This window comes from Georgenia alba, from assembly GCF_042665525.1.
GTDB lineage: Bacteria > Actinomycetota > Actinomycetes > Actinomycetales > Actinomycetaceae > Allobogoriella > Allobogoriella alba.
This window is the reverse complement of sequence record NZ_JBHTCQ010000002.1, coordinates 576647-599532: the sequence shown is the minus strand read 5'-3', so window position 1 is coordinate 599532 and position 22886 is coordinate 576647. Positions and strand designations below refer to the sequence as shown.

Below are 22886 nucleotides of genomic sequence, written 5' to 3'. Positions count from 1 at the left end.
GGTGACGCAGAGGTGAACGCTCGGGTCAGCGGCCCCGCGCAGCGGTGATCCGCAGGATCGCCCGCTCGACGGCGAAGACCGGGTCCCGCCCGAGGCCCTTGACCTCGGCATCGGCCGCAGCGACGGCGGTGATCGCGTCGGCGAGCCCTTCGGGCGTCCAGCGGTTCAGCTCGCGGCGCGCCCGGTCCACCTGCCAGGGCGCCAGGCCGAGCTCGTCGACGCTGACGCCCGAGCGGCCGCGGGTGGCCGCGACCTTCGCGAGCGTGCGCAGCTTGAGTGCCAGGGCAGCGACGACGGGCACGGGCCCGGTCCCGGTGGTCACGGCGTGCCGGAGCAACGTCACGGCCTGGCCGGCGTCACCGGCGACGGCCGCGTCCGCGACGGCGAAGCCGGTGGCCTCGACCCGGCCGCCGTGGTAGCGCAGCACGGTCTCGGACGTGACGGTGCCGCTGGTGTCCGCGATCAGCTGGCTGGTCGCCGCCGCGAGCTCACGCAGGTCCGCCCCGGTGGCCTCGACGAGCGCCTGGACGGCGTCCGGCTCGATGCGGCGCCGGGCACGCGCGAAGTCCCCGCGGACCAGGTCTGCCTTGTCGGCGTCCCGCTTGACGGGGTCGCAGACCACCACCGGGTGCCCGCCACCGGCCACGGCGTCGAGGAGCTTCTTGCCGCGGGCTCCCCCGTTGTGCCGGACGATGAGCCACACGTCGTCGGGAACCGACTCGAGGTAGGACAGCGCGTCGGCCAGGAACGCGTCGGTCATGGCCTCGGCGCCGTCCACCACGACGCAGCGGCGCTCCCCGAAGAGCGACGGGCTGGCGTACATCTCGAGCTGCCCGGACTCGTACGCCGCGGCGTCCAGCCGGGTGGTCTCGACCTGCGGGTCCCGTTCACGCGCCTGGGCGAGCAACCGGCTCAGCGCACGGTCGGCGAGCAGTCCCTCGGGTCCCCGGACGAGGACCACCGGCGCCAGCTCGGCGCGGTCCCAGGTCAGGCCCGGGGAACGCGGGCGGCGGCGAGTGGGGGGCACGTGCCAAGCGTACGCACGCCCGCCCACGCTCACGGCCCGCAACCCGACACGGTCGCCAGCTCGCCCGCGCGCCCCACGAGGGTGATCGGGCCGCACAGGTCGGTCCGGAGCACGGTGCCGTGCCGGGCGTACATCGTGACCGCGTCGGCGTCCGGGTGGCCGTAGTCGTTGTCCGCGCCGACGCTCACCACGGTCAGCCGCGGCGCCAGTGCGTCGGCGAGAGCCGGCACCTGCCGCGGTGAACCGTGGTGCGCCATGACCACGACGTCCGGCCGGACGGGCTCGCGGACCAGCGCGCGCACGACGCCGGCCTGCCCGTCGAGCTCGACGTCACCGAGGGCCACGGCCTCGACGTGCGGCGCGGCGAGCCGGACCACGAGCGAGGCGTCGTTGACCGCGTCGGCCGAGAGCGTGCGGGCCGCGACGGACGTGGGCCACAGCACCTGCCAGGCGACGTCGCCCGCGCGGCCTGTGGCCGCCGCACCGTCCGCGGTCGCGGCCTCGGTGGGGATCCCGGCCCGGGCGAGCTGGGTCTCCACCGCGTGCACCGTCGCGGCCGGCTCGACCCCCGGTCCCACCAGGGCGCGGGTGACCGCCACCTCCTCGAGCACCTCCGGGAGGGCGCCGACGTGGTCGGCGTGCGGATGGGTGAGCACCAGGAGGTCGAGCCGCCGCACGCCGGCGTCCCGGAGGCACTGCGTGGCCCCGGAGCCCGGTTCGCCGACGTCCACCATGACCGCGGACTCCGGACCGGACCGGAGCAGGAAGGCGCCGCCCTGACCGACGTCGCACTGCACCGCCACCCAGCTCTCCGGCGGTCCGGCGCCGGGCAGGATCCCGGTCACGGCCTCCCGCGGCCCGGGGGCGAGCAGCACCAGCAGGGTGAGGCCGCAGGCGGGCACCCACGGCCCGGCCCGGGGCGGGCCGGCGCGGGCGAGCACGAGCACGAGCGTGACGGTCGCCGCGGCGAGCACGACGGCGCCGCCGACGCTGCCGGGCCATGCCAGCTGGGCTCCCGGCAGTGCGGCGAAGGTCTGCGCCGAGAGGGCGATCCACCACGTGCACCCGGCCGCCGCCCACGCCATCGCCTCGGCCGCGGCGGGCCACCACGGCGCCACCATCGTGGCGCCCACCCCGAGGACGGTGGCGGGCGGCACGGCCGGAGCCGCCATGAGGTTCGCCGGGACGGCGTACAGCGCCACCGCGGGCTCGAGCAGCAGGACCACCGGGGCGCAGGCGGCCTGCGCGGCGGCCGGGACCGACACCCCCGTCGCCACCCACCGGGGTACCACGTGGGAGAGCCACCGGCCCCAGGGCCGCGCGAGCAGGACCAGGCCGGCGGTGGCGAGCGCCGAGAGCGCGAAGCCGAAGGACCGCGCCAGCCAGGGGTCGACGAGGAGGAGCACCACGACGGCCGAGCACAGCGCGGGCAGGGCCCGCGCCGGGCGGCCGAGCAGCAGCCCGGCGAGCACCACGGCGCCCATGGCGGCCGACCGCACGACGCTCGGCTCGGGCCGCACCAGCGCGACGAAACCGACGAGCGCCACGACGCCGGCGGCCACCCTGGCACGGCGCGGCAGCCACACGCACACCGCCAGGACGGCGCCGAGCAGGATCGCGACGTGGGCGCCGGAGACCGCAGTCAGGTGGGTCAGGGAGGTCGCCCGCATGTCCTCGGCGAGCGACGCGGGCAGCTCCCGGTCGTCCCCGATCGCGATGCCCGGCACCAGGCCGCGGCCCTGCGGGGGCAGGCCCGCGGTGACGCCGCGCAGCGCTGCGCGGAGCGTCACCACGGGCCGCAGGTGCCACGGCGGGTCGTCGAGCCGCTCCGGTGCGTCCTCGGTGAAGACCAGCGCCGCCGCATCATCACCGGGCTCCGTCGCGACCGGCGCGCCCCGCACGCGCACCTGGTCGCCGAGCACCACCTCGCCCCACGCGGCCGGGCCGAGCACGACGACCGGCGCCCGCACGGTGCCGGTCCGGCCACGCCCAGCGGCCTCGGAGACGGTCAGCACCACGCGGTACCGGCCCGCCGTCTCCCACTCGCGTGCCGCGACGGCCCGGGGCTCGGCGGCGACACGGCCCGTGACCACGGCGCTCGCTCCGAGCTCGCTCAGCTCCGCCAGCAGGCCAGTGGCTCGGCCGTGCACCTGGGCCGCCGCGGAGAGGAGCACCGCGGTGACGACCAGAGCGGACAGCAGCAGCGCACCCGCCGGCGGTGTGCGGGAGACGGCGCGGTGCCGCGCACGGAACGGTCGACGACGTTCCGCCACCAGCATCCCGAGCGCCGCGAGGGCCAGCGTGACTCCGACACCGGCCGCCGCCAGCGATGTGGCCGGTGCGGCCGCGACCGCCCCGAAGGCGGCCACCCAGGCGAGCAGCGCGGCCGGCACCAGCCGGGCGTCCACCGGCACGGGCGGCGGGCCGGCATCGCTGACCGCCGGCCGCCTCACACCGTCACCAGGGGGCGCAGCTCCTCCATGGTGGCCGGTCCGATCCCGGAGACCAGGTCGAGGTCCTCCACGGTGGCGAAGGCCCCGTTGAGATCGCGCCACTCGAGGATGCTCGCGGCCAGGGCCGGTCCGATCCCGGGCAGCTCCTCCAGCTCCGCCGCCGTGGCGGTGTTGAGGTTCACTAGCCCCCCGGCAGCGCCCGCCGCGCCACCGGGATCCAGCCCCGCCGCCCCGGCGTCGGCGGGGGGCGCCGCCTCGCCGACCAGCGGCACGTAGACCTGCTCGCCGTCGACGAGCACCCGGGCGAGGTTCACCGCGCCCAGGTCCGCCTCCTGCCGGGCACCACCTGCCGCCTCGACGGCGTCGGCCACGCGGGAGCCGCCAGGCAGCTCGACCACACCCGGTTCGCGGACCTCGCCCGCCACGTGCACGACGACGCTCCCGGCCTCGGTGGCCGCGTCCGCAGGGCTCGCACCCACCCCGGCGTCAGGCCCGGTGATCTCGCTCGTCGGTCCGGGGCTCGCCGCGGCGCCAGGCGACTGCGGCAGGCCGGCACCCACCGAAGGTCCTGCCGGGAGCGGTACCGGGTCCGCGGGGCGGCCGAGCCACGCCAGGCCGGCCAGCACGGCCCCGAGCGCCAGCACACCCAGCCCGGCGACCACGGCGCCCCGCAGGGTCGGCACCCACCGACGGCGTGCGGGGATGACGTCGTCCTCGGGCGTCACCTCCAGATGACCTGCGCTCGCCGTGTACGCGGCGGACGCGAGGGCGCGGAGCCGTGTCCCCCGCTCGTACCGACGTGCCTCCACGCGGGCGACGGTAGGTCGTCTGGGCGGCGCCGCGACGGGCGCCGCCGCCCCGCTGTGGACACGGTGTCATCACGGCGGCACGGACGCCGGGGGGACGGCCAGGTGACGATTCAGTAACGGGCGGCCGCCGGCGCCGGGGCCGACGTTAGGGTGAGCGACCGGTGCGGGGGGCGCGACCCGAGCGGCCCCGCGGTGTCGAGGAGGAGATCGATGCGGGTTCGACGGATGGCGGCCACGTTGGCGGCGGGGGCGACGGTCGTGGCGTTGGCCGCGTGCAACAACGACGGCGGCCAGGGTGGCGGAGAAGGCGGCGGCCAGGACTTCCTCACCAGCCTGACCTTCGGCACCGGCGGGGCCTCCGGTACCTACTACCCGCTGGGAACCGAGTACGCGAACATCTTCGAGGAGAACATCCAGGGGGTCACGGTCAACGCGATCGAGACCGGGGCGTCGGTGGAGAACCTCGGCCAGATCTACCAGGGCGAGATGCAGCTCGGCCTGACCCAGAACGACACCGCCATCTCGGCGGTCGCCGGGACCGGGGACTTCCAGGGGGCGGCGGTCGACAACGTCGGCTGGATCGGAAAGCTCTACCCGGAGGCGGCGCACATCATCACGCTCGCGGACTCCGGGTACGAGTCGGTTGCCGACCTCGAGGGCGAGCGGATCGCCGTCGGCCCGCCGGGGAGCGGGACGCGTGCGGTCGCCGAGGCCATCCTGTCCGCCTACGGCATCGAGGCCGGCGAGTACGAACCCTTCGAGGAGGAGTTCGGTGACGCGCAGGGCCTGCTCCAGGACGGCAACCTCGACGCCTCGATCTTCGTGATCGGCACGCCGTCGAGCGCGCTCAACGAGCTTGCCGCGACCAACGACGTGCGGCTCCTGCCCGTGGAGCCGGACATCGCGGAGGAGATCGCCGCGGACACGAACTTCGCGACCTACACCTTGGCGGCCGGCACCTACGACTTCCTCGAGGAGGACGTCACGACGCTGTCCGTGTTCGCCGCCCTGGTCGCCTCCACGACCCAGGTGAGCCCGGAGCTCGGGTACGACCTCACCCGCGCGGTGTACGAGAACGCCGGCGACATCACCCTGCCGCAGAGCGACCTCATCACGGTCGAGGAGGCACTGGTGGGGCAGGGTGACATCCCGCTGCACCCCGGGGCCGAGCAGTACTACGAGGAGCAGGGCGTCCTCTGACGTGGCTGGGAGCGACACGGTGGCGCACGGGGCGGGACGCACCGAGGAGGTCCTGCGCGAGCACGACACGGCGAGCCGGTTCCGCACGGACCTCGGCTGGTGGGCCTGGCTGATCGGCGGCCTGTCCGTCGCCCTCACGCTCTTCCAGCTCTTCACCGGCCTGTTCGGCTCCCGCGCCTCCCTCGTGCAGGGTGCGATCCACCTCGCGGGCGCCACCTCGCTCATCTTCCTGCTGTACCCGGCGAGCAAGCGCCTGCCGAACCGTCGCGGGGTGCCGTGGTACGACGTGGCGCTGTCCCTGGCGGCGCTGGGCGCGAACCTGTACATCGTCGTGCAGTACGACTGGATCACCGGCACGCAGGTCCGCATCCTCGGCTACAGCGACCTGGACCACGCGGTGGCCGTCGCGGGGATCCTGCTGGTCCTGGAGGCCACCCGGCGCTGCGTGGGCCTGCCGATCGTCATCATCGCCGCGGTCGCGATCCTGTACGGGATCTTCGGGAACCACTCCCCCGTCTTCCCGCACCGCGGGCGCGACTGGGACACCTTCGCCGTCGAGACGTTCTTCACCGCACGGTCGATCTTCGGCACGCCGATCCAGGTCTCCTCGACGTTCATCTTCCTGTTCCTGCTGTTCGCCGTGGTCCTCATCCGGACCAACATCGGCGGGTTCTTCAACGACCTCGCCTTCCGGGCGACGGGGCGCTACGCCGGAGGGCCGGCGAAGGCGGCGGTGGTGGCCAGCGGCCTGCAGGGCATGGTCTCCGTGTCCTCGGTGGCCAACACGGTCGCCTCGGGGTCGTTCACCATCCCGATCATGAAGCGGGCAGGCTTCCGGCCGCACGTCGCGGCCGCCACCGAGGCGTCGGCGTCGACCGGCGGCCAGCTCATGCCGCCGATCATGGGCGCTGCGGCGTTCATCATGGCCGAGTACACCGGCGTGCCGTACCGGGAGATCATCGTGCTCGCGGTCATCCCGGCGGTGCTGTACTTCGTCGGGGTCTTCCTCTCTGTGCACTTCGAGGCCAAGCGGCGCGGGATCCGCGGCCTTCCGCCCGCCGAGCTGCCGAAGGGACGCGACCTCGTCCGTCGGCTCGACCTGCTCCTGCCGCTCGTGGTGATCGTCGGCCTCCTGCTGTCCGGACGGACGCCGGCGAACGCCGCCCTCTGGGGCATCGCCGCCGCACTCGTCCTCAGCTTCCTGCGCAAGGACACGCGTCTGTCCCCCGCCGCCCTGGTGCGGGTCCTGGAGGCCGGCGCCCGGACCGCGCTGCCGGTCATCGCGGCGTGCGCCACCGCCGGGATCGTCGCCGGCACGGTGACCGCGACGGGGCTCGGGGGCAAGCTGGCGGGCGGCATCCTGGAGCTCGCCCAGGGCAGCTTCCTGCTCGTGCTCCTCTTCACGATGGTCGCCTGCCTGCTGCTGGGCATGGGGCTGCCGACGACGGCGAACTACGTGGTCACGGCGACGGTCGCCGCCCCCATCCTGCTGAACGAGTTCGACGTGCCGCTCGTCGCGGCCCACCTGTTCGTCTTCTTCTTCGGGATCCTCGCCGACATCACGCCACCGGTGTGCCTCGCCGCGTACGCGGGTGCCGGCATCGCGGGCGCGAACCCGATGCGCTCCGGGGTGACGGCGCTGCGCATCGCCCTCGTGGGGTTCCTCGTGCCCTTCGTGTTCGTCCTGGAGCCGAGCATCCTGCTGGTCGACGCCGACCCGCTCGACCTGGCGCTGACTCTGGTCACGGTGCTCGTGGGCATGTTGGCGCTGGCCTCGGGCCTGGCCGGTCACCTCGTGGTGCGCGCGACGGCGCTCGAGCGGATCCTGCTGGTGGTGGGCGGCGCCGCCCTGATCTACCCCGCCGTGGCCGTCTCCGTGGCGGGCATGGCGGCGATGGCCGTGGCGGTCCTGCTGCAGGTCACCCGCGCTCGTACACCACGTCCGCCCGCAGGTGACGACGCCCGCCCGGCTGCAGCACCATCGCCTCGGTCTCGCGGTTGAGGGCGTCGCCGCCGAAGCTGCACGGCTCGACGGCGACCGAGGCCCGGCGGTCCCGGGCCAGGAGGTCCCCGGTGAACACGTGGACGATCCTGGCCTCGGCGGCCTGCTGCCACAGTGTGAGCGTGTCGCCGGTGCGCGGGGAGCGCAGCACCGACGCCACCGTGCCGTCCGGGCCGGGGAGGAGGTCCGTGAACGCCTGGTCCAGCACGGTCGCCCCGATCGGGCTCAGCCCGACGTCGCCCGGCGGCTGCACCGGCTCGAACGCCTCGTCCCCGGGCAACGGGATGATGCCCGCGTCGGTGAGGACGCGGGTGCGGGCCGGGATCGTCAGCTCGAGCTCGTCGATGCTGGGGTGGCCGGGGAGGCGGAAGTACGGGTGCCAGCCCAGCCCCACCGGCGCAGGGCCGTCGCCCACGTTCGTCGCGTCCATCTCCACGGTGAGTGCCTGCTCGCCCGCCGGACCCGCCGTCAGCCGGTAGGTCACCTCGAGGTCGACGGCGAACGGGTAGCCGGGCCCGGTGTCGGGCGTGATGGAGGTCCGCACGGTGATTGCGCCGTCGGTGCCGGCGACGCGCTCGAACACCTGCCGGGTGACCAGGCCGTGCAGGCCGTCGCGTATCCCGGTCTCGCCCGGCCCCACGTCGTGCACCTCACCCTGGAAGGTGTACCGCGAGTCCCGGATCCGGTTGGACCACGGCGCGAGCACCGCATTGCGGTAGCCGTCGCGCTCGGCGAGCTCCGCCGCCGAGGTGTAGCCGTCCAGCAGGTCGTGCGGCCCGTCGGGGCCCGGGACCTGCCAGCTCAGCAGGGTGGCGCCCGTCGCGGCGAGCCGCAGCGAGGAGCCGCTCGGGTGGGCGAGGTGCCAGGTGGTGGCGTCGTCGTCGTTCTCCACGGCGCCCAACCTACCGGCGCGGACGCTGGGTCACGGCAGGTGGGCGGCGAGTCGGGCGACCCCGTCCTCGCCGAGCACGTCACGGGCGAGCAGCGGCAGCTGGACCACCGGCAGGTCCGTCACGGCCTCGTGCAGGTGCGTCAGGTGACGCTCCTCGGCGCGGTGCCGCTCGGCGAGCAACCCGCCGGCGTCTGCGGGCGAGCGCCGGTTGACCACCAGTGCGCCGACGTGCACGCCGGTGCGCTCGAGCTGCGCGTGGAGCTCGAGGGTCTCCAGCACGGGCACCCGCTCCGCCACGAGCACGACGACGAAGGCGGTCGTGGCCTCGTCGAGCAGGGTCTCCCGCAACCGGGCGAACCGGTCGCGGCGGCGGGTCAGGATCCTGTGCAGCTCCTCGTCGCGGGACACTCGGTCCGGCGGCTCCGCAGCCTCGTCCAGGCCCCGCAACGCGGCGCCGAAGCGGCGGGACCGGCTCTGCCGTCGCAGCAGGGTCTCGGTCCACACCGACATCGTCTCCGGCAGGCCCATGAGCCGGGCCGTGTGGCCGGAGGGCGCCGTGTCGACGACGACCAGGTCGTCCGCTCCCTCGGCCAGGGAGGTCTCGACGGTCTCGGCCACGCGGTCCAGGAGTGCCGACTCGTGCGTACCGGGCGCGTCGCGGGCCCGTTCGAGGTGCCGGTCGATCTCACCGGTGAGGTGCTCGGGGAGGTAGCGGCGCATCGTCGTGCGGACGGCGTCGAGGTGCTCCGCCGTCGCCCGGTCCGGGTCGATCTCCACGCCGGCAAGCCGGCCCGGGCCGGCCTGGCCGAGCAGGGTGCGGCGGTCGCCGACATCCCGGCCCCACAGGTGCCCCAGGTTGTGCGCCGGGTCGGTCGAGACGAGCAGGACCCGTCGGCCCGCGCGGGCCTGGTCGAGGGCGAGCGCGGAGGCGACGGCTGTCTTGCCGACCCCGCCCTTGCCGCCGACGAAGAGCAGCCGCCGCCGCGCGGCGAGCGTCCTCAGCACCTCAGCAGCACCCGACGTGCTCCAGCGGGGAGCGGTCCATGCCCATCCGGCGGTGCCAGTCGTGGAAGCGCTCGTAGATCACCGGCATGAGCTCCACGGTGTAGTACGCGGCCGGGTCCGGCACCCCGAGCGCCTCGCCGAGCACGAGCATGGTGAACAGGTCGTCCTCGTCGCGGCGAGCGCGCGCGAACGTCCTCCGGTACGGCGCGACGTAGAACTCCCGCAGCGCCGCACCGAGCCGGCCTGTCACCGCTCTGCCGCCGCCAACGCCTCGTCCTCCGCGTCGTCGTCCACCGGCGGGTCCCGCCGGGTGCGGCTCATCGCCCCGACGGCCTCGACGATGACCCAGAGCGCCGCGACGAGGATGACGACGTCGAGGATCACCAGCATCCAGCTGCCCTCGGCGATCCACGCACCGAGCTGGACGACCAGCGCGTAGAGCGTCATGGCGAGCAGGAAGACGAGCGGCAGCACGATCGGCAGGGCCGGGCGGCGCTTGCGGATCATCATGATCGCGAGGATCGACAACGTGAGGCCGGCGAGTAGCTGGTTCGTGGTGCCGAACAGCGGCCAGATCGTCAGGCCGCCCGCTCCGTCCGCGCCGGCACCGAATGCCAGTCCCAGTCCCACCACGACGGCGACGACGGTCGCGACCGCCTTGCCGACCTTGGCCCCGACCACCTCGGCGACCTCCTGGATGACGAAGCGCTGCAGCCGCAGCCCGGTGTCCATCGTGGTCGCCGCGAAGAGCACGGCCGTCGTCGCCAGGATCGTGGCGCTGAGCGACGGCGGGAGGCCCAGGCCCGCGTTGACGATCGAGGCACCGCCCTCGACGAAGACGCCGGCGCCGTTGACGGAGAACGTGGTGTAGACGGCCTCCCAGTCGGCCAGCGTCCGGAAGCCGGCGGTGCACGCGATGATCGACCCGAGGGCGAGCAGGCCCTCGCCCACGGCACCGAAGTACCCCACGAAGCGGGAGTCGGTCTCCTTGTCGAGCTGCTTCGAGGAGGTTCCCGAGGAGACCATGCCGTGGAAGCCGGAGATCGCGCCGCACGCGATGGTGACGAACAGCAGCGGGACGAGGCTCGGCGTGTCCTCGGGCACCGCCTGGTTCATCGCGGGCGCGACGATCGTCGGGTTCGCGATGAGCACGCTGACGTAGAGGATGCCGAGCGCGATGAACAGCTGGATGCCGTTGATGTAGTCGCGCGGCTGGAGCAGCAGCCAGACGGGCAGCACGGAGGCGATGCCGGCGTAGACGAACAGCAGCACGACCCACACCGCGGTCGACGGGAGCCCCATCACCGTCTCGGGCAGGACCACGGGGAACCGGTCGCCGAGGAGGATCAGCGCGTACAGCAGCACCACGCCGACGACCGTCACCGCCGGCAGGCTCAGGCGGTACCGGTAGATCGCCTGGCCGACACCGATGGCCACGACGATCGCACCCCACGCCGGGATCACGGCGGTCGGGGTCGCGATGAGCAGGTTCGCGATCACGATGGCGAACGTGGCGTTCACCATGAGCAGGAGCAGGAAGATCACGACGAGGAACAGGTTGCGCCCGTTCTTGCCGATGTACCGGCCCGAGAGGGCGCCGATCGACTGGCCGCGGTTGCGCACCGATGCCCACAGGGCGCCCATGTCGTGCATGCCGGCGAAGAAGACGGTGCCGATCGTGACCCACAGGAATGCCGGCAACCACCCCCAGATGACGGCGACCGCGGGTCCGACGATGGGGGCCGCGCCGGCCACCGAGGTGAAGTGGTGGCCCCACAGGACGTACTTGTTGGTCGGCACGTAGTCCACGCCGTCGCGCATCGCGTGCGCCGGCGTGCTCCGGACCGGGTCGAGCTTGAAGACGCGCCCCGCGAGGTACTTCGAGTACAGCAGGTACCCCGCGACGATCATGGCGACGCCGATCACGGCGAGGACGAGCGAGTTCATGCCAGGCTCCGTTCTGTCGTCGTCGACTCGGCGCCGGTGCACGTCGGCGACGGGCACCTGCCGGAACCGTCAGTGTCCAGCCGACAGGTTAGCGGAGCCTCCCGCACACGCCGTGGCAACACGCGGAGCGCCGGCTGTGCGGGCAGGCAACGACCGCGGAGGGCGGCCGCGTCCTACCCGCCGACAGCCGACTCCTTGGCATCCCGATCCCGCTCCGCGGGCTCGGACGCCCGCGGCGGAACGTCACCGAACCGGAGCTCCATGGCCTTGCGGCGTTCCGAGCTGAGCCCCTTGAGCAGGCACGGGACGGTGAGGAAGACCAGGATGAAGATCGGCAGCCCCACGACCGTGATGACGGTCTGCAGCGCCTCGAGCCCCGCGTCTCCGCCGAGGATGATGAGGGCGGCCGCCAGGGCACCCTCCGAGACGCCCCAGAAGACACGCTGACGCACCGGGCCGGCGTCGTCCGTGCCGACGCACAGCATGTCCACGACGAGGGACGCCGAGTCCGAGGACGTCGCGAAGAAGAGCGCGACGACGACGACCGCGAGGCCGGAGACGAGCGTCGCCGCCGGGAAGTTCGAGAAGAACTCGAACATCGCGATCGGCACCTCCTCGTCCACCACCACGCGCCGGGCGATCTCGCCCATCTCGCCGGTGCCGATGCCGTCCGAGACCATGGCGGACCAGCCGAAGATGACGAACCAGACGAGCGTGAACGCCGACGGGGCCAGGAGCACGCCCACGACGAACTGCCGGATGGTGCGGCCCTTGGAGATGCGGGCCAGGAACACGCCCATGAACGGCGCCCAGGTCACGGTCCACGCCCAGTAGAAGACGGTCCAGGTCTGCTGCCAGCCCCAGCCGCCTTCCTTGGTGAAGCGGGCCATGGCGTCGTTCCAGAAAGACAGCCCGATGATGTTCTGGCCGTAGTGGCCGGCAGACTCGATGACCTGCCGCAGCAGGAACACGGTGTCGCCGAAGAACAGCACGAAGAGCATGAGCCCGACGGCCATGAGGATGTTGATGTTCGACAGCCGCTTCACGCCCTTGTCCAGGCCCGCCACGATCGAGGTCGTGGCGACCGCGGTCAGCACGCCGATGATGATGACCCGCACGGGCGTGCTGTCCGTGATCGAGGTGAACAGCTCGCCGAGGCCGGCGGCGATCTGCGAGGTGCCCAGGCCGAGGGAGACGGCGAGGCCGAACAGCGTGCCGAGGACGGCGAAGATGTCGATGGTCTTGCCGATCGGTCCGTGGATGCGGTCCTTGAGGAACGGGTAGAAGACCGAGCTGACGCGCAGCGGCAGGTTGTAGCGATAGACGAAGTAGCCGAAGGCCAGGCCGGGCAGGGTGAAGATCGCCCAGGTGTGGAGGCTCAGGTGATACAGCGAGATGGACATCGCCTCTTCGGCCGCCCGGGGCGAGAACGGCTCCACGCCCGCGAACGGCGGCTGGGCGAAGTGCGAGATCGGCTCGGCGACTCCCCAGAACATCAGAACCGTGCCGATGCCGCCCGCGAAGAGCATGGCGAACCAGGACAGGTTGCTGTACTCGGGCCGGGAGTCGTCCCCGCCGAGGCGCAGGTGGCCGTAGCGGCTCAGCGCCACGTAGGCCAGGAAGATCAACCAGGCGGTGACCCCGAGGATGAAGAACCATCCCAGGTTCGTGACGATCCAGTCCCGGGCGACGCCGAACGCGGCGCCGATCGGTCCGGGAAAGCCGAGCAGGAGGACGAGGAACAGCACCATCAGCCCGGCCGAGACGAAGAAGATGGTCGGGTTGGTACGCAGTCCTAGTCGCTGAGCGAGGGACTCCAGCATGCTGGCGGACCTTCCGTCGGCGGATGCGCCGCGGTCGACGGCGCCCGGTCGGGCACCCACCTTTGAGGGTTTTCCGCCGGATGTCCAACCGCGACGCGCCGGGCTCCGCGCCGGGGGGAGTGCCCGGCCGCCGGCCGTCGGGCCTCAGCCGGGGACGACGTTGACGAGCTTCGGTGCGCGGACGATGACCTTGCGCACCGCTCGTCCGGCCAGTGCACGCTGCACGCCGGGGGCCGCCAGCGCCTGCTCGCGCAGCGTCTCCTCGTCGATCGACGGCGGGACCTCGAGCCGGTCGCGGACCTTGCCGGCGACCTGGACCACGCACGTCACGGTCTCCTCGACGAGCAGCTCGGGGTCCGCCGTCGGGAACGGTTCGTGCGCCAGCGACTCGGCGTGGCCCAGCCGGGCCCACAGCTCCTCGGCGATGTGCGGGGCGACCGGCGCGACCATGAGCACCAGCGGCTCCACGGCCTCGCGCGGCACCGTGCCGAGCTGGGTCAGGTGGTTGTTCAGGACGATCATCCGGGCGATGGCGGTGTTGACCCGCATCGCGGACATCTCGGCCTCGACCTCGTGGACGGTCCGCGCGACCAGCCGGCGGGTCGGCTCGTCGGCCGGGGCGTCGACCACGGTCGTCTCCCCGGTCGCCTCGTCGACGACGTTGCGCCACAGCCGCTGCAGGAACCGCTGGGAGCCGACCACGGCGCGGGTGTCCCACGGCCGGGAGTCGTCCAACGGCCCCATCGACATCTCGTAGACGCGGAACGTGTCGGCACCGTAGCTGGCGTACATCTCGTCGGGCGTGACGACGTTCTTCAGCGACTTGCCCATCTTCCCGTAGTCGCGGGTGACGGGCTGGCCGCGCCAGGTGTACGTCGCCTCGCCACCCTCGCCGTCGGGACCGGGGACCTCCTCGACCTCGTCGGCCGGCACGTACTGGCCGCGGGCGTCGGCGAAGGCGTAGGCCTGGATGTAGCCCTGGTTGAACAGCTTGTGGAACGGCTCGCAGGAGCTCACGTGCCCCAGGTCGTAGAGCACCTTGTGCCAGAACCGCGCGTACAGCAGGTGCAGCACGCCGTGCTCCACCCCGCCGACGTACAGGTCCACGCCGCCGGCGGGCTTGTCCGCCGTCGGCCCCATCCAGTACCGCTCGATCGCCGGGTCGACCACGGCCTTGTCGTTGCGCGGGTCCAGGTACCGCAGCTCGTACCACGAGGAGCCGGCCCAGTTCGGCATGGTGTTGGTCTCGCGGCGGTAGGTCCGCCGACCGTCACCCAGATCGAGCTCGACGTTCACCCATTCCGGCACGCGGCCCAGCGGCGGCTCGGGCTGCGAGGCGGCGTCGTCGGGGTCGTAGGTCCGTGGCGAGTAGTCCGGGACGTCTGGCAGCTCGACGGGCAGCATCCGGTCGGGGATGGCGTGCGGGTGGCCGTCCTCGTCGTAGACGATCGGGAACGGCTCGCCCCAGTAGCGTTGCCGGGAGAACAGCCAGTCCCGCAGCCGGTAGGTGGTGGTGCCGCGGCCGGCACCCTCGCTCTCGAGCCAGGCGATGATCCGCGCCTTGGCGTCCGCGACGCCCAGGCCGTCCAGCGAGACCCGTTCGTTGGAGGAGTTGATCGCCGGGCCTTCGCCCAGGTACGGGCCTTCCACGGGCGTGCTGTCCTCCGGCGGCCGGACCGTCCGGATGATCGGCAGCTCGAACCGCTCGGCGAACTCCCAGTCCCGCGCGTCCTGGCCGGGCACGGCCATGATCGCGCCGGTGCCGTAGCCCATGAGGACGTAGTCGGCGGTGAAGACGGGCACCGCGGCACCGTTGACCGGGTTGGTCGCGAACAGGCCGGTGAACACGCCGGTCTTGGTGCGTCCCTCGTCCTGCCGCTCGGCGTCGGTCTTCGCCGCCGCCGCGGCCTGGTAGGCCGCGACCGCCTCGGCCGGGGTCGCGGCGCCGCCGGTCCACGCGTCCTTGGTGCCTGCCGGCCACGACGCCGGCAGCGCGGTGCGGTCGGCCACCAGCGGGTGCTCGGGGGAGACCACCATGAAGGTGGCGCCGAACAGCGTGTCCGGGCGGGTGGTGAACACCCGCAGCGCGTCGGTCTCCGGATGCCCCACCACGGCGAAGTCGACCTCCGCGCCGGTGGAGCGCCCGATCCAGTTCCGCTGCATCGTGCGGATCTTCTCGGGCCAGTCGATGGAGTCCAGGTCGTCGACCAGCCGGTCCGCGTACGCCGTGATGCGCAGCATCCACTGCCGCAGGTTGCGCTTGAAGACCGGGAAGTTGCCACGCTCGGAGCGGCCGTCGGCGGTGACCTCCTCGTTGGCCAGCACCGTGCCCAGCCCTGGGCACCAGTTCACCGGGGCGTCGGAGATGTACGCGAGGCGCTGGGAGTCGACCACCTCGTGGCGCTCGGAGTCGGTGAGCGCGGACCAGGGCCGGCCGTCCGGCGTCGGGCGGGTGCCCGCCTCGTACTCGGCGACCAGCTCCGAGACCGGGCGGGCCCGGCCGCGGCCGCCGTCCTCACGGGGCGCCGCGGGGTCGTAGAAGGACTCGAAGATCTGCAGGAAGACCCACTGGGTCCACCGCATGAACTCCGGGTCCGTGGTCGCGAAGCTGCGCCGGTCGTCGTGCGCCAGACCCAGCCGCAGCAGCTGGCCCCGCATGGTGGCGATGTTCTGCTCGGTGGTGACCCGAGGATGCTGGCCGGTCTGGACGGCGTACTGCTCGGCCGGCAGGCCGAACGCGTCGTAGCCCAGCGCGTGCAGGACGTTCTTGCCCTTCATGCGCTGGTAGCGACCGATGACGTCCGTCGCGATGTACCCCAGCGGATGGCCGACGTGCAGCCCCTTGCCCGAGGGGTAGGGGAACATGTCCATGAGGTAGAACGACTCGGCGGGCACCTCCGGCCCCGACAGGTCCCCGGTCGGGTTGGCGGCGTGGAAGGTGCCTCGCTCGGCCCACCGTCGCTGCCAGGCGAGCTCGAGCTCGTTCGCCAGTGCGGCCGTGTAGCGGTGCGGTGGCGCGTCGGGCTCCGCCTGGGCGGTGCCCGCCCCGACGGCGGCCGGGCGCGTCTCGACGTCGTGGCCGGTGCGGCCGGTCTGCTCGCTCATCGTTCCCTCGGCTTCGGGTGGTGGTGCTCCGGACATGAAAAGACCTCCCGGGCAGGGAGGTGAGCCGCGCTGGTGCGGCACTCGCGCGAGTGCCCGCTAAGGTCAGCGCGGCTGGGTAAGCAGGAGCGCCACAGCCGTCATCGACGCCCAGCCTAGCGCAGGACGCCGCGGGTCACCTCACCCCGTGCTCCGTATCTCCTCCTGGCGCCGGCGGAGCTTGGTGGTCAGGTCCGTCAACGCCCGCAGCTCGTCCTCGCTCAGCGCACCGCCGACCAGCCGGCGCAGGGTGCGCACGTGGCGCCGTGCGATCGAGCGCTGCAGGGCGGCGCCCTCCTCGGTGAGGGACACGACCAGGCCTCGTGCGTCGTCGTCGGCGCGGTCGCGCCGGACCAGGCCGCGACGCTCGAGACGCTCGACCATCCGGCTCATCGAGGGCTGGGTGATGAGGATGTTCTCGTTGAGGGCGCGCAGCCGCAGCCGGCCGGCCGGTGCCCGGCTGAGCGTGAAGAGCACGTCGTACTCCCGGGCCCGCAACGGTGCGAAGTCGCCGCTCTCCTCGAACCGGCGCATGAGGGCGACCTGGGCGCGGAACAGGGACTCCCACGCCTCGGCCGCCACCCGTGCGCTGGTCTCGTGACCGTTCATCGGCGCAGCCTCCGTCCTCGTCGTGCAGCACCTTACGAGGTCCGGCGCAGCTGGGCGGCACTCACCCGCCGACCATCGAGTCGACCTCGGCGAGGAACGCGTCCGCGGCCTCCTCGGGGGTCTGCTCGCCGAACAGCACCTCGAAGGTGAGTCGCTGGATGAGCTGCTCGACGTCGCTGGCACCCGCCGGCGTCAGCGGGGGTGTCTCCCCCACCTCGCCGGAGACCTCGTCCAGGAACGAGACGACGTCCTGGTCCTCCGGGTCGAGAGAGCCGGTGATCTCCTCGCGCACGTCGAGGTTGCTCGGCACGCCGCGCTCGGCGAGGAGGATCTCCCCCGCCTCGGACGAGTTCACGAGGAAGTCGACGAGCATCGCCGCCTCCTCGGGATGCTCGCTGTGCGCCGAGACCGACCAGTACATCGACGGCTTGTTGTAGGTGCCGCGGTCGCCGCCGGCCGCCGAGAGCGGCGGGCGCAGCAGGTGCAGCTCCTCGCCGCTGGAGGCGGACAGCGCGCGGTACTGGTTGGACCACCACACCCCGAACGCGGCCTGGTTGGTGGCCGTGCCCGAGGCCTCCTGGCCCGACGCGATCTGCTCCTGCGCCGTCGCCGCCGGGTTCGCGGCACCGGACTCGGTGAGGTCCAGGACGTACTGCCAGAACGAGACGAGGGTCTCCCGGCTGGCGCCGAGCTGCCCGTCCTCCGTCCACAGCGTCTCGCCCCGCTGGAGCGCCCAGATCTGCAGCTCGCTGTCGCCGGTCCCGAGGTACTGCAGCCCGACGGCGCCGCCGCCCGAGTCACTGACCTGCTGGGACATGGTGGCCAGCTCGTCCCACGTCCACGACTCGTCGTCCGGCACCTCCACGCCGGCCTGTTGCAGGAGCCCGGCGTTGGCGACGACCGAGAAGGTGTTGACCGCGTTCACGACCCCGAAGAGCTGGCCGTCGACCTCTCCGGAGGGCAGCACGGTCGGGTCGATCCGGTCGGTGGAGAGGGTGTCGTACGTGGAGAGGTCGGCGAGCGAGCCCTGGTCGGCATAGGTGCGCAGGTACTTCTCGTCCATCTGCACGACGTCGGGCATGTCGCCTCCCGCGGCGGAGGTCGCCATGCGGTCCCAGTAGCCGCCCCAGTCGACGAACTCCGGCACCACGGTGATGTTCGGGTGCTCCTCCTCGAAGGCGTCGATGGCCTCCTGGGTCAGCTCGTTGCGCAGGTCGTTGCCCCACCACGCGAGCCGGAGCTCGACGGGTCCGCCGTCGTCACCGCCGTCGTCACCGGCGCCAGGGGGCTCCTGGGCGCAGGCCGCGAGCAGTGCCGTCGCGGCGGTGAGCGCCGCTGCCGCGCCGACTCGTGAGCGTCGGATTCGCATGTCTCCTCCTCGGTGAGGGTGTAACCGCTTACGCAAGCGTAGCCGTGCGGGTGAGCAGGGCGACGCACCCGTGCCACCATGGCGCCATGAGCACGCTGTTCACCAAGATCATCGACGGCGAGGTCCCGGGCCGGTTCGCCTGGTCGGACGACGCGTGCGTCGCCTTCGCGACCATCGCGCCCATCACGGACGGGCACATGCTCGTCGTGCCACGTGCGGAGATCGAGGAGTACACGGCGGCCGACGAGGACGTCCTCGCGCACCTGGCGGTGGTGGCCAAGCACGTCGGCGCCGCGCAGCAGGCCGCGTTCGGTGCGCCCCGCGCCGCGGTGCTCGTCGCCGGCTTCGAGGTGCCGCACCTGCACCTGCACGTCCTGCCCGCGTGGGACGAGCAGTCCCTGACCTTCGCCAACGCCCGGCCGAACACGCCCGGTGAGCGTCTGGACGAGGCGACCGAGCGGGTCCGCGCTGCGCTGCGCGAGGCCGGTCACGGCGCGCACGTCCCGGCGGCCATGGACTCGCCGGCGCTCGGGTGAGGTCCGCGCCCGGGTGAGACGTCTGTGGCGTGCGCCGAGGCCGGCGGCTAGGCGAGGACGAGCAGCCAGCGGTCCCAGAACACGACGACCGCGACCAGCAGGACCACCAGGTACCAGACCGCGACGATCAGCCACCGGTCCAGCACCAGCGCGCGGCGCAGGCCCTCACCGAGCCGAAGGTGGCCGGCCTGCGCCGCGCGGGCGACCACATTGACGAAGATCGGGATGCTCACGACCCAGACCACGAGGCAGTACGGGCACAGCATCTCGATGCTGAAGAAGGCCTGGTACTGGAACCAGAAGACCCACGCGATCGCGCCGGTGGCGCCGGCGGTGAGCGCCACCCAGAACCATCGCGCCGGCCGCGCCCCGGCCAGGAGGAGCACCCCGACCGTCATCACGGCCGCGAACGCGACGGTGCCGACCACGGCGTTCGGGAGGCCGAACGCGTGCGCCTGCCAGGTGGTGATGAAGCTGCCACAGCCGATGAGCGGGTTGAAGTCGCACGCCAGCGACGCGTTCGGGTCGCCGGCCACCTTGATCTCGCTGAGCACGAGCTCGACGGCGGCCCAGAGCCCGAGGAGACCACCCACGGTGAGGAGCCACCCGAGCTCTCGCGGTGCCCCGCCGGCCAGCTGGTGCTCGGTGGGCCGGGCCTTGTCGAGGCGGGCGAGCTCCTGATCGATCCGGGCGAGCTCGTCGTCGTCGAGGTCCTCCTCCGGTGCGCCGTCCGCGCGGGCGTCCGGCGCCGCCCCGGGCTCCTCGCCCGCGGGCCCCTCGCGCCCGGTGTCGTCACGCCCCGGATCGTCACGGCGCCCGTCGACCGGTGTCGACCTGTTCATGAGGTCCTCTCGTCGGTGCTCGTGCAGCAGTATGCGTCAGGTGGGGCCGCGCCCGGTGTCACGGGACGGGGAAGGACTCCCACGGTGCCAGCCGAACCTGGGCGTCTGTGTCCACCACGATCCGCCGATGGTCGAGCGGCCGGCCGGTGTCCCGGTCGATCCGCAGCACGGTGAGCTCCGCGTCCGACGTCAGCGGACCGATCGTCACCCCGCCGCCGGCGCCCCCGCCGCTGGAGGTGCTCACGTAGCGGACGCCGGAGCCCAGGACCGCGGGTCCGTCGGTGCGGTGCCAGTGGCCGGAAAGCTGCAGCGGCACGCACCCGCGGTCCAGCGCGGCCTCGCCGGCCCGGGGGTTGTGCACGAGGAGCACGTCGACGCCGTCACCGCCGTCCGCCGCGCCGCACGCCACGTCGGCGAGCCGGTCACCCATCTCCTCGACGGTCTCGTCCCGTTCCTGCACGGTCCCGGAACCGAGCGAGGTCAGCGTGGGGTCGGTGTCGCCGAGGAACCGGACGCCCTCGACCTCGACCACGTCCCCGGCCAGCACGGTCCACCCGACGTCGCGCTCCTGGTCGGCGGTGACCACGGAGTCGTGGTTGCCGGTCGCGACGAGGACGGGGAGGCCGTCGGGCACCGCGTCCGCAAAGGTCTCGACGCAGAACGACTCGGGCGAGGTGCCGTTGGTGACGGTGTCGCCCGCGTCGAGCAGCGCGACGGCTCCGGTGTGCTCGAGGGCGGACCGCACGACGGCCGCCATGCCCACGTTGCAGTGGAGATCGGCGGCGAGCAGGAAGGTGACCGGGTCGGAAAGTGCCCCCTCGGCGCCCGCCTCGTCCGGTACGGGCGGCGGCGCGGGGGCGGGGTCGGTCGCGAGCGCCCTGGCGAGGTTGTCCGCCGCCTCGGCGTAGAACGCCTCGTTCTCCTCGACCGCGTCGCGGACCGCGGTGCCGTACACCGCGACGACGTCCGCGAGGCGGCCGGTGATCACGGCGCCCTCCATCGGCGTGCCGTCCAGCACGCGCGGGCTGTACCCGGCCGGCTCGTCCCGCACGACCGCGGGCACCACGACGGCGGCGGTCGCGGCGATCAGCCCGCCGGCGGCGAGCACCGCCACGCCGGGGCGCGCGAGCGCGTGGCGGACCTCGTCCCGCAGGTGTCCGCCGGCGGCCAGGCGGCCCGCTGCGATCAGGACCAGGAGGAGCGACCAGGCCACCGCCGTCCGGCCGAGCGCGTCGCCGACGAGTGAGCGGACGGCGTCCGCAACGGCCACCTCGGGCCGGGCGAAGAGCTGGCCGTAGGCGGCGAGGTCGGCGAGCAGCCCGGGCACCGGCGAGTCGGGCGCGGAGGCACCCTCCACGTCGGTCGGGATCTCCTGGACCACGACCTCGGCGCCCAGCGGACCCGGCAGCGGCGAGTCGAGGATGATCGCGCCCAGCGGACCCATCTGGATGGCGACCTGGCTGTCGAGCGTCACGTGATACTCGGCCGCGTGGGGTCCGAGTGAGGACCTGCTGGACGCCGTCGGGACCCCGATGGCGACGGCCACCACACCCGTGACCAGCAGCGTGAGCGTCGTGCGGATGGTCTTGCGGGTCAGGGGTGTCTGCCGGTGCCACCACTCCCAGCGGCGCGGTGGTCCAGGCACGTCCTCCATCTGCAGCATTCTCTCCCGAGGGCGGGTCGGGTGCGCGATGCCGTGACGGCTGTCATGCTCACGCCAGGCGGCTCGAGGAGGGTGCATGGGGAAGGACGTCGCCGGCCGGGCGTACACCCGGGCGGACCACACTCGCTACCGGCGCGCGGTGCGGCGCTGCCTCGACGCGCTCGAGGAGATGCTCGACTCCGGCTCGTTCATCGAGGACGAGTGGCGCACCGGCCTGGAGATCGAGCTGAACCTGGTCGGCGAGGACTTCCAGCCGGCGCTGAAGAACTCCGAGGTCCTCGACCACGTCGACGACCTGCGCTACCAGACCGAGCTCGGCCGGTTCAACATCGAGCTGAACGTCGAGCCCCGGCGGATCGACGGCCAGTCGCTGCGCCAGCTCGAGTCGTCGCTGCGGAAGAACCTCAACCGCGCCCGCGACCGCGCCGGCGACCTCGGGGCGGGGATCGTCATGATCGGGATCCTGCCGACGCTGCGGGCGCCCGAGCCGGGCCGGTCGTGGTTCTCCCCCGACGAGCGCTACCGGCTGCTCGACGACGCGATCCTCACCGCCCGCAAGGAGGACGTGGAGATCGACATCCGTGGGCCGGAGCGGCTCCAGGTCACCGCGGACACGATCGCCGTCGAGGCGGCGTGTACCTCCACGCAGTTCCACCTGCAGGTACGGCCGAACACCTTCGCGCGCTACTGGAACGCGGCCCAGGCGCTCGCCGGCCCGCAGCTCGCCCTCGGCGCGAACTCACCGTACGTGTTCGGGCACCGGTTGCTCGCGGAGTCGCGCCCGGAGCTGTTCCTCCAGTCGACCGACACCCGGCCGCCGGAGCTGCGCAACCAGGGCGTGCGGCCGCAGGTGCCTTTCGGGGACCGCTGGATCACCTCGATCTTCGACCTCTTCGAGGAGAACGTGCGCTACTACCCGGCGCTGCTTCCGGAGACCTCGGAGGAGGACCCGTTCGAGGTGCTCTCGGCCGGGGGAACCCCGCAGCTGTCCGAGCTACGACTCCACAACGGCACGATCTACCGGTGGAACCGCCCGGTGTACGACGTCTCCGACGGTCGGCCGCACCTCCGGGTGGAGAACCGGGTGCTGCCCGCCGGGCCCACGGTGCTCGACGTGCTGGCGAACGCCGCGTTCTTCTACGGCGCGTCCGTGGCCATGGTCCTGGACGAGCAGCGCCCGGTGTGGTCCCGGATGAGTTTCGACGCGGCCCGGGAGAACTTCCACAACGCCGCACGCTACGGGGCCGACGCGCGTCTGTACTGGCCCGGCCTCGGTCACGTGGAGTGGGACGAGCTGGTGCTACGGACGCTGCTGCCGATGGCGCAGACCGGGCTGGAGCGGCTGGGCGTCGCCCGGGACGCCGTCGACCGGTACCTCCAGGTCATCGAGGACCGGGCGCGGCTCCGGGTGAACGGGGCGTCGTGGCAGGTCGCGGCGACCCAGCGGTTCGAGTCCCGCGGTATGGACCGCTGGGCGGCACTGACCGCCATGCTCGAGCAGTACGTGCAGCACATGCACAGCAACGAGCCGGTGCACGCCTGGCCGGTGCCGTGACGTGCCCTGAGTG

Annotated in this window: 17 protein-coding genes; 4 read left to right on the top strand and 13 right to left on the bottom strand. The window is 73.0% G+C overall.

Going from position 1 to position 22886, the window contains the following annotated elements; translation table 11 throughout:
• Positions 1-25 precede the first annotated feature (25 nt).
• From holA to ACFQQL_RS12600, 3 genes are read right to left on the bottom strand one after another with little or no spacing between them, the layout of a single operon-like run.
• A complete protein-coding gene (gene holA / locus ACFQQL_RS12610) occupies positions 26-1027 on the bottom strand; it encodes a DNA polymerase III subunit delta (RefSeq protein WP_382394872.1) in 1002 nt (333 codons plus the stop codon).
• A 29-nt stretch (positions 1028-1056) separates the two neighbouring features.
• Complete coding sequence (locus ACFQQL_RS12605; protein WP_382394870.1) at positions 1057-3480, bottom strand: ComEC/Rec2 family competence protein; 2424 nt, start codon at positions 3478-3480, stop codon at positions 1057-1059.
• Complete coding sequence (locus tag ACFQQL_RS12600) at positions 3477-4289, bottom strand: helix-hairpin-helix domain-containing protein (RefSeq protein WP_382394868.1); 813 nt, start codon at positions 4287-4289, stop codon at positions 3477-3479. The genes ACFQQL_RS12605 and ACFQQL_RS12600 overlap by 4 nt, the downstream gene beginning before the upstream one ends.
• Positions 4290-4499: 210 nt before the next feature.
• Between ACFQQL_RS12600 and ACFQQL_RS12595 the strand changes: the two genes are divergently transcribed.
• The gene (locus ACFQQL_RS12595) at positions 4500-5489 is read left to right on the top strand and encodes a TAXI family TRAP transporter solute-binding subunit (RefSeq protein ID WP_382394866.1); all 990 of its coding nucleotides are present in this window, start codon (positions 4500-4502) and stop codon (positions 5487-5489) included.
• A gap of 1 nt (position 5490) precedes the next feature.
• Positions 5491-7491 (top strand): TRAP transporter permease, encoded by a 2001-nt coding sequence (locus ACFQQL_RS12590; RefSeq protein ID WP_382394864.1) that lies wholly within the window; start codon positions 5491-5493, stop codon positions 7489-7491.
• Here ACFQQL_RS12590 and ACFQQL_RS12585 read toward each other — a convergent pair.
• The 8 genes from ACFQQL_RS12585 to ACFQQL_RS12550 all read right to left on the bottom strand — a co-directional run bounded on the left by ACFQQL_RS12585 (position 7409) and on the right by ACFQQL_RS12550 (position 18277).
• Positions 7409-8383 (bottom strand): aldose 1-epimerase, encoded by a 975-nt coding sequence (locus tag ACFQQL_RS12585; protein WP_382394862.1) that lies wholly within the window; start codon positions 8381-8383, stop codon positions 7409-7411. The genes ACFQQL_RS12590 and ACFQQL_RS12585 overlap by 83 nt on opposite strands.
• Before the next feature lie 30 nt (positions 8384-8413).
• Positions 8414-9388 (bottom strand): ArsA family ATPase, encoded by a 975-nt coding sequence (locus tag ACFQQL_RS12580; RefSeq protein WP_382394860.1) that lies wholly within the window; start codon positions 9386-9388, stop codon positions 8414-8416.
• Between the two features lies 1 nt (position 9389).
• The gene (locus tag ACFQQL_RS12575) at positions 9390-9638 is read right to left on the bottom strand and encodes a cory-CC-star protein (RefSeq protein WP_382394858.1); all 249 of its coding nucleotides are present in this window, start codon (positions 9636-9638) and stop codon (positions 9390-9392) included.
• Positions 9635-11335, bottom strand: a complete 1701-nt coding sequence (locus ACFQQL_RS12570; protein WP_382394856.1) for a carbon starvation CstA family protein — start codon at positions 11333-11335, stop codon at positions 9635-9637. The genes ACFQQL_RS12575 and ACFQQL_RS12570 overlap by 4 nt, the downstream gene beginning before the upstream one ends.
• 173 nt (positions 11336-11508) lie before the next feature.
• Complete coding sequence (locus ACFQQL_RS12565) at positions 11509-13158, bottom strand: BCCT family transporter (protein WP_382394854.1); 1650 nt, start codon at positions 13156-13158, stop codon at positions 11509-11511.
• Between the two features lie 144 nt (positions 13159-13302).
• A complete protein-coding gene (gene leuS / locus ACFQQL_RS12560; protein ID WP_382394852.1) occupies positions 13303-16263 on the bottom strand; it encodes a leucine--tRNA ligase in 2961 nt (986 codons plus the stop codon).
• Positions 16264-16440: 177 nt separating this feature from the next.
• Positions 16441-16908: a MarR family winged helix-turn-helix transcriptional regulator gene (locus tag ACFQQL_RS12555; protein ID WP_382394850.1), complete on the bottom strand. Its 468-nt coding sequence runs from the start codon at positions 16906-16908 to the stop codon at positions 16441-16443.
• Between the two features lie 61 nt (positions 16909-16969).
• Positions 16970-18277 (bottom strand): ABC transporter substrate-binding protein, encoded by a 1308-nt coding sequence (locus ACFQQL_RS12550; RefSeq protein WP_382394848.1) that lies wholly within the window; start codon positions 18275-18277, stop codon positions 16970-16972.
• A gap of 86 nt (positions 18278-18363) precedes the next feature.
• Between ACFQQL_RS12550 and ACFQQL_RS12545 the strand changes: the two genes are divergently transcribed.
• Positions 18364-18813: an HIT family protein gene (locus ACFQQL_RS12545; protein ID WP_382394846.1), complete on the top strand. Its 450-nt coding sequence runs from the start codon at positions 18364-18366 to the stop codon at positions 18811-18813.
• A 47-nt stretch (positions 18814-18860) separates the two neighbouring features.
• On the opposite strand, the gene ACFQQL_RS12540 is transcribed toward ACFQQL_RS12545, so the two are convergent.
• Both ACFQQL_RS12540 and ACFQQL_RS12535 read right to left on the bottom strand, forming a co-directional pair.
• The gene (locus ACFQQL_RS12540) at positions 18861-19655 is read right to left on the bottom strand and encodes a vitamin K epoxide reductase family protein (RefSeq protein WP_382394844.1); all 795 of its coding nucleotides are present in this window, start codon (positions 19653-19655) and stop codon (positions 18861-18863) included.
• Between the two features lie 58 nt (positions 19656-19713).
• Positions 19714-21309, bottom strand: a complete 1596-nt coding sequence (locus ACFQQL_RS12535; RefSeq protein ID WP_382394842.1) for a metallophosphoesterase family protein — start codon at positions 21307-21309, stop codon at positions 19714-19716.
• Between the two features lie 85 nt (positions 21310-21394).
• Between ACFQQL_RS12535 and ACFQQL_RS12530 the strand changes: the two genes are divergently transcribed.
• Positions 21395-22873, top strand: coding sequence for a glutamate-cysteine ligase family protein (locus tag ACFQQL_RS12530; RefSeq protein ID WP_382394840.1), 1479 nt, complete (start codon positions 21395-21397; stop codon positions 22871-22873).
• The last annotated feature ends 13 nt before the right edge of the window (positions 22874-22886 follow it).

Coding starts and splice junctions, on each gene's coding strand:
- ACFQQL_RS12565 (WP_382394854.1), bottom strand. CDS start 13,158: ATGCTGGAGTCCCTCGCTCAGCGACTAGGACTGCGTACCAACCCGACC.
- ACFQQL_RS12535 (WP_382394842.1), bottom strand. CDS start 21,309: ATGGAGGACGTGCCTGGACCACCGCGCCGCTGGGAGTGGTGGCACCGG.
- ACFQQL_RS12570 (WP_382394856.1), bottom strand. CDS start 11,335: ATGAACTCGCTCGTCCTCGCCGTGATCGGCGTCGCCATGATCGTCGCG.
- ACFQQL_RS12550 (WP_382394848.1), bottom strand. CDS start 18,277: ATGCGAATCCGACGCTCACGAGTCGGCGCGGCAGCGGCGCTCACCGCC.
- ACFQQL_RS12595 (WP_382394866.1), top strand. CDS start 4,500: ATGCGGGTTCGACGGATGGCGGCCACGTTGGCGGCGGGGGCGACGGTC.
- ACFQQL_RS12530 (WP_382394840.1), top strand. CDS start 21,395: ATGGGGAAGGACGTCGCCGGCCGGGCGTACACCCGGGCGGACCACACT.
- ACFQQL_RS12540 (WP_382394844.1), bottom strand. CDS start 19,655: ATGAACAGGTCGACACCGGTCGACGGGCGCCGTGACGATCCGGGGCGT.
- ACFQQL_RS12555 (WP_382394850.1), bottom strand. CDS start 16,908: ATGAACGGTCACGAGACCAGCGCACGGGTGGCGGCCGAGGCGTGGGAG.
- leuS (WP_382394852.1), bottom strand. CDS start 16,263: ATGAGCGAGCAGACCGGCCGCACCGGCCACGACGTCGAGACGCGCCCG.
- ACFQQL_RS12545 (WP_382394846.1), top strand. CDS start 18,364: ATGAGCACGCTGTTCACCAAGATCATCGACGGCGAGGTCCCGGGCCGG.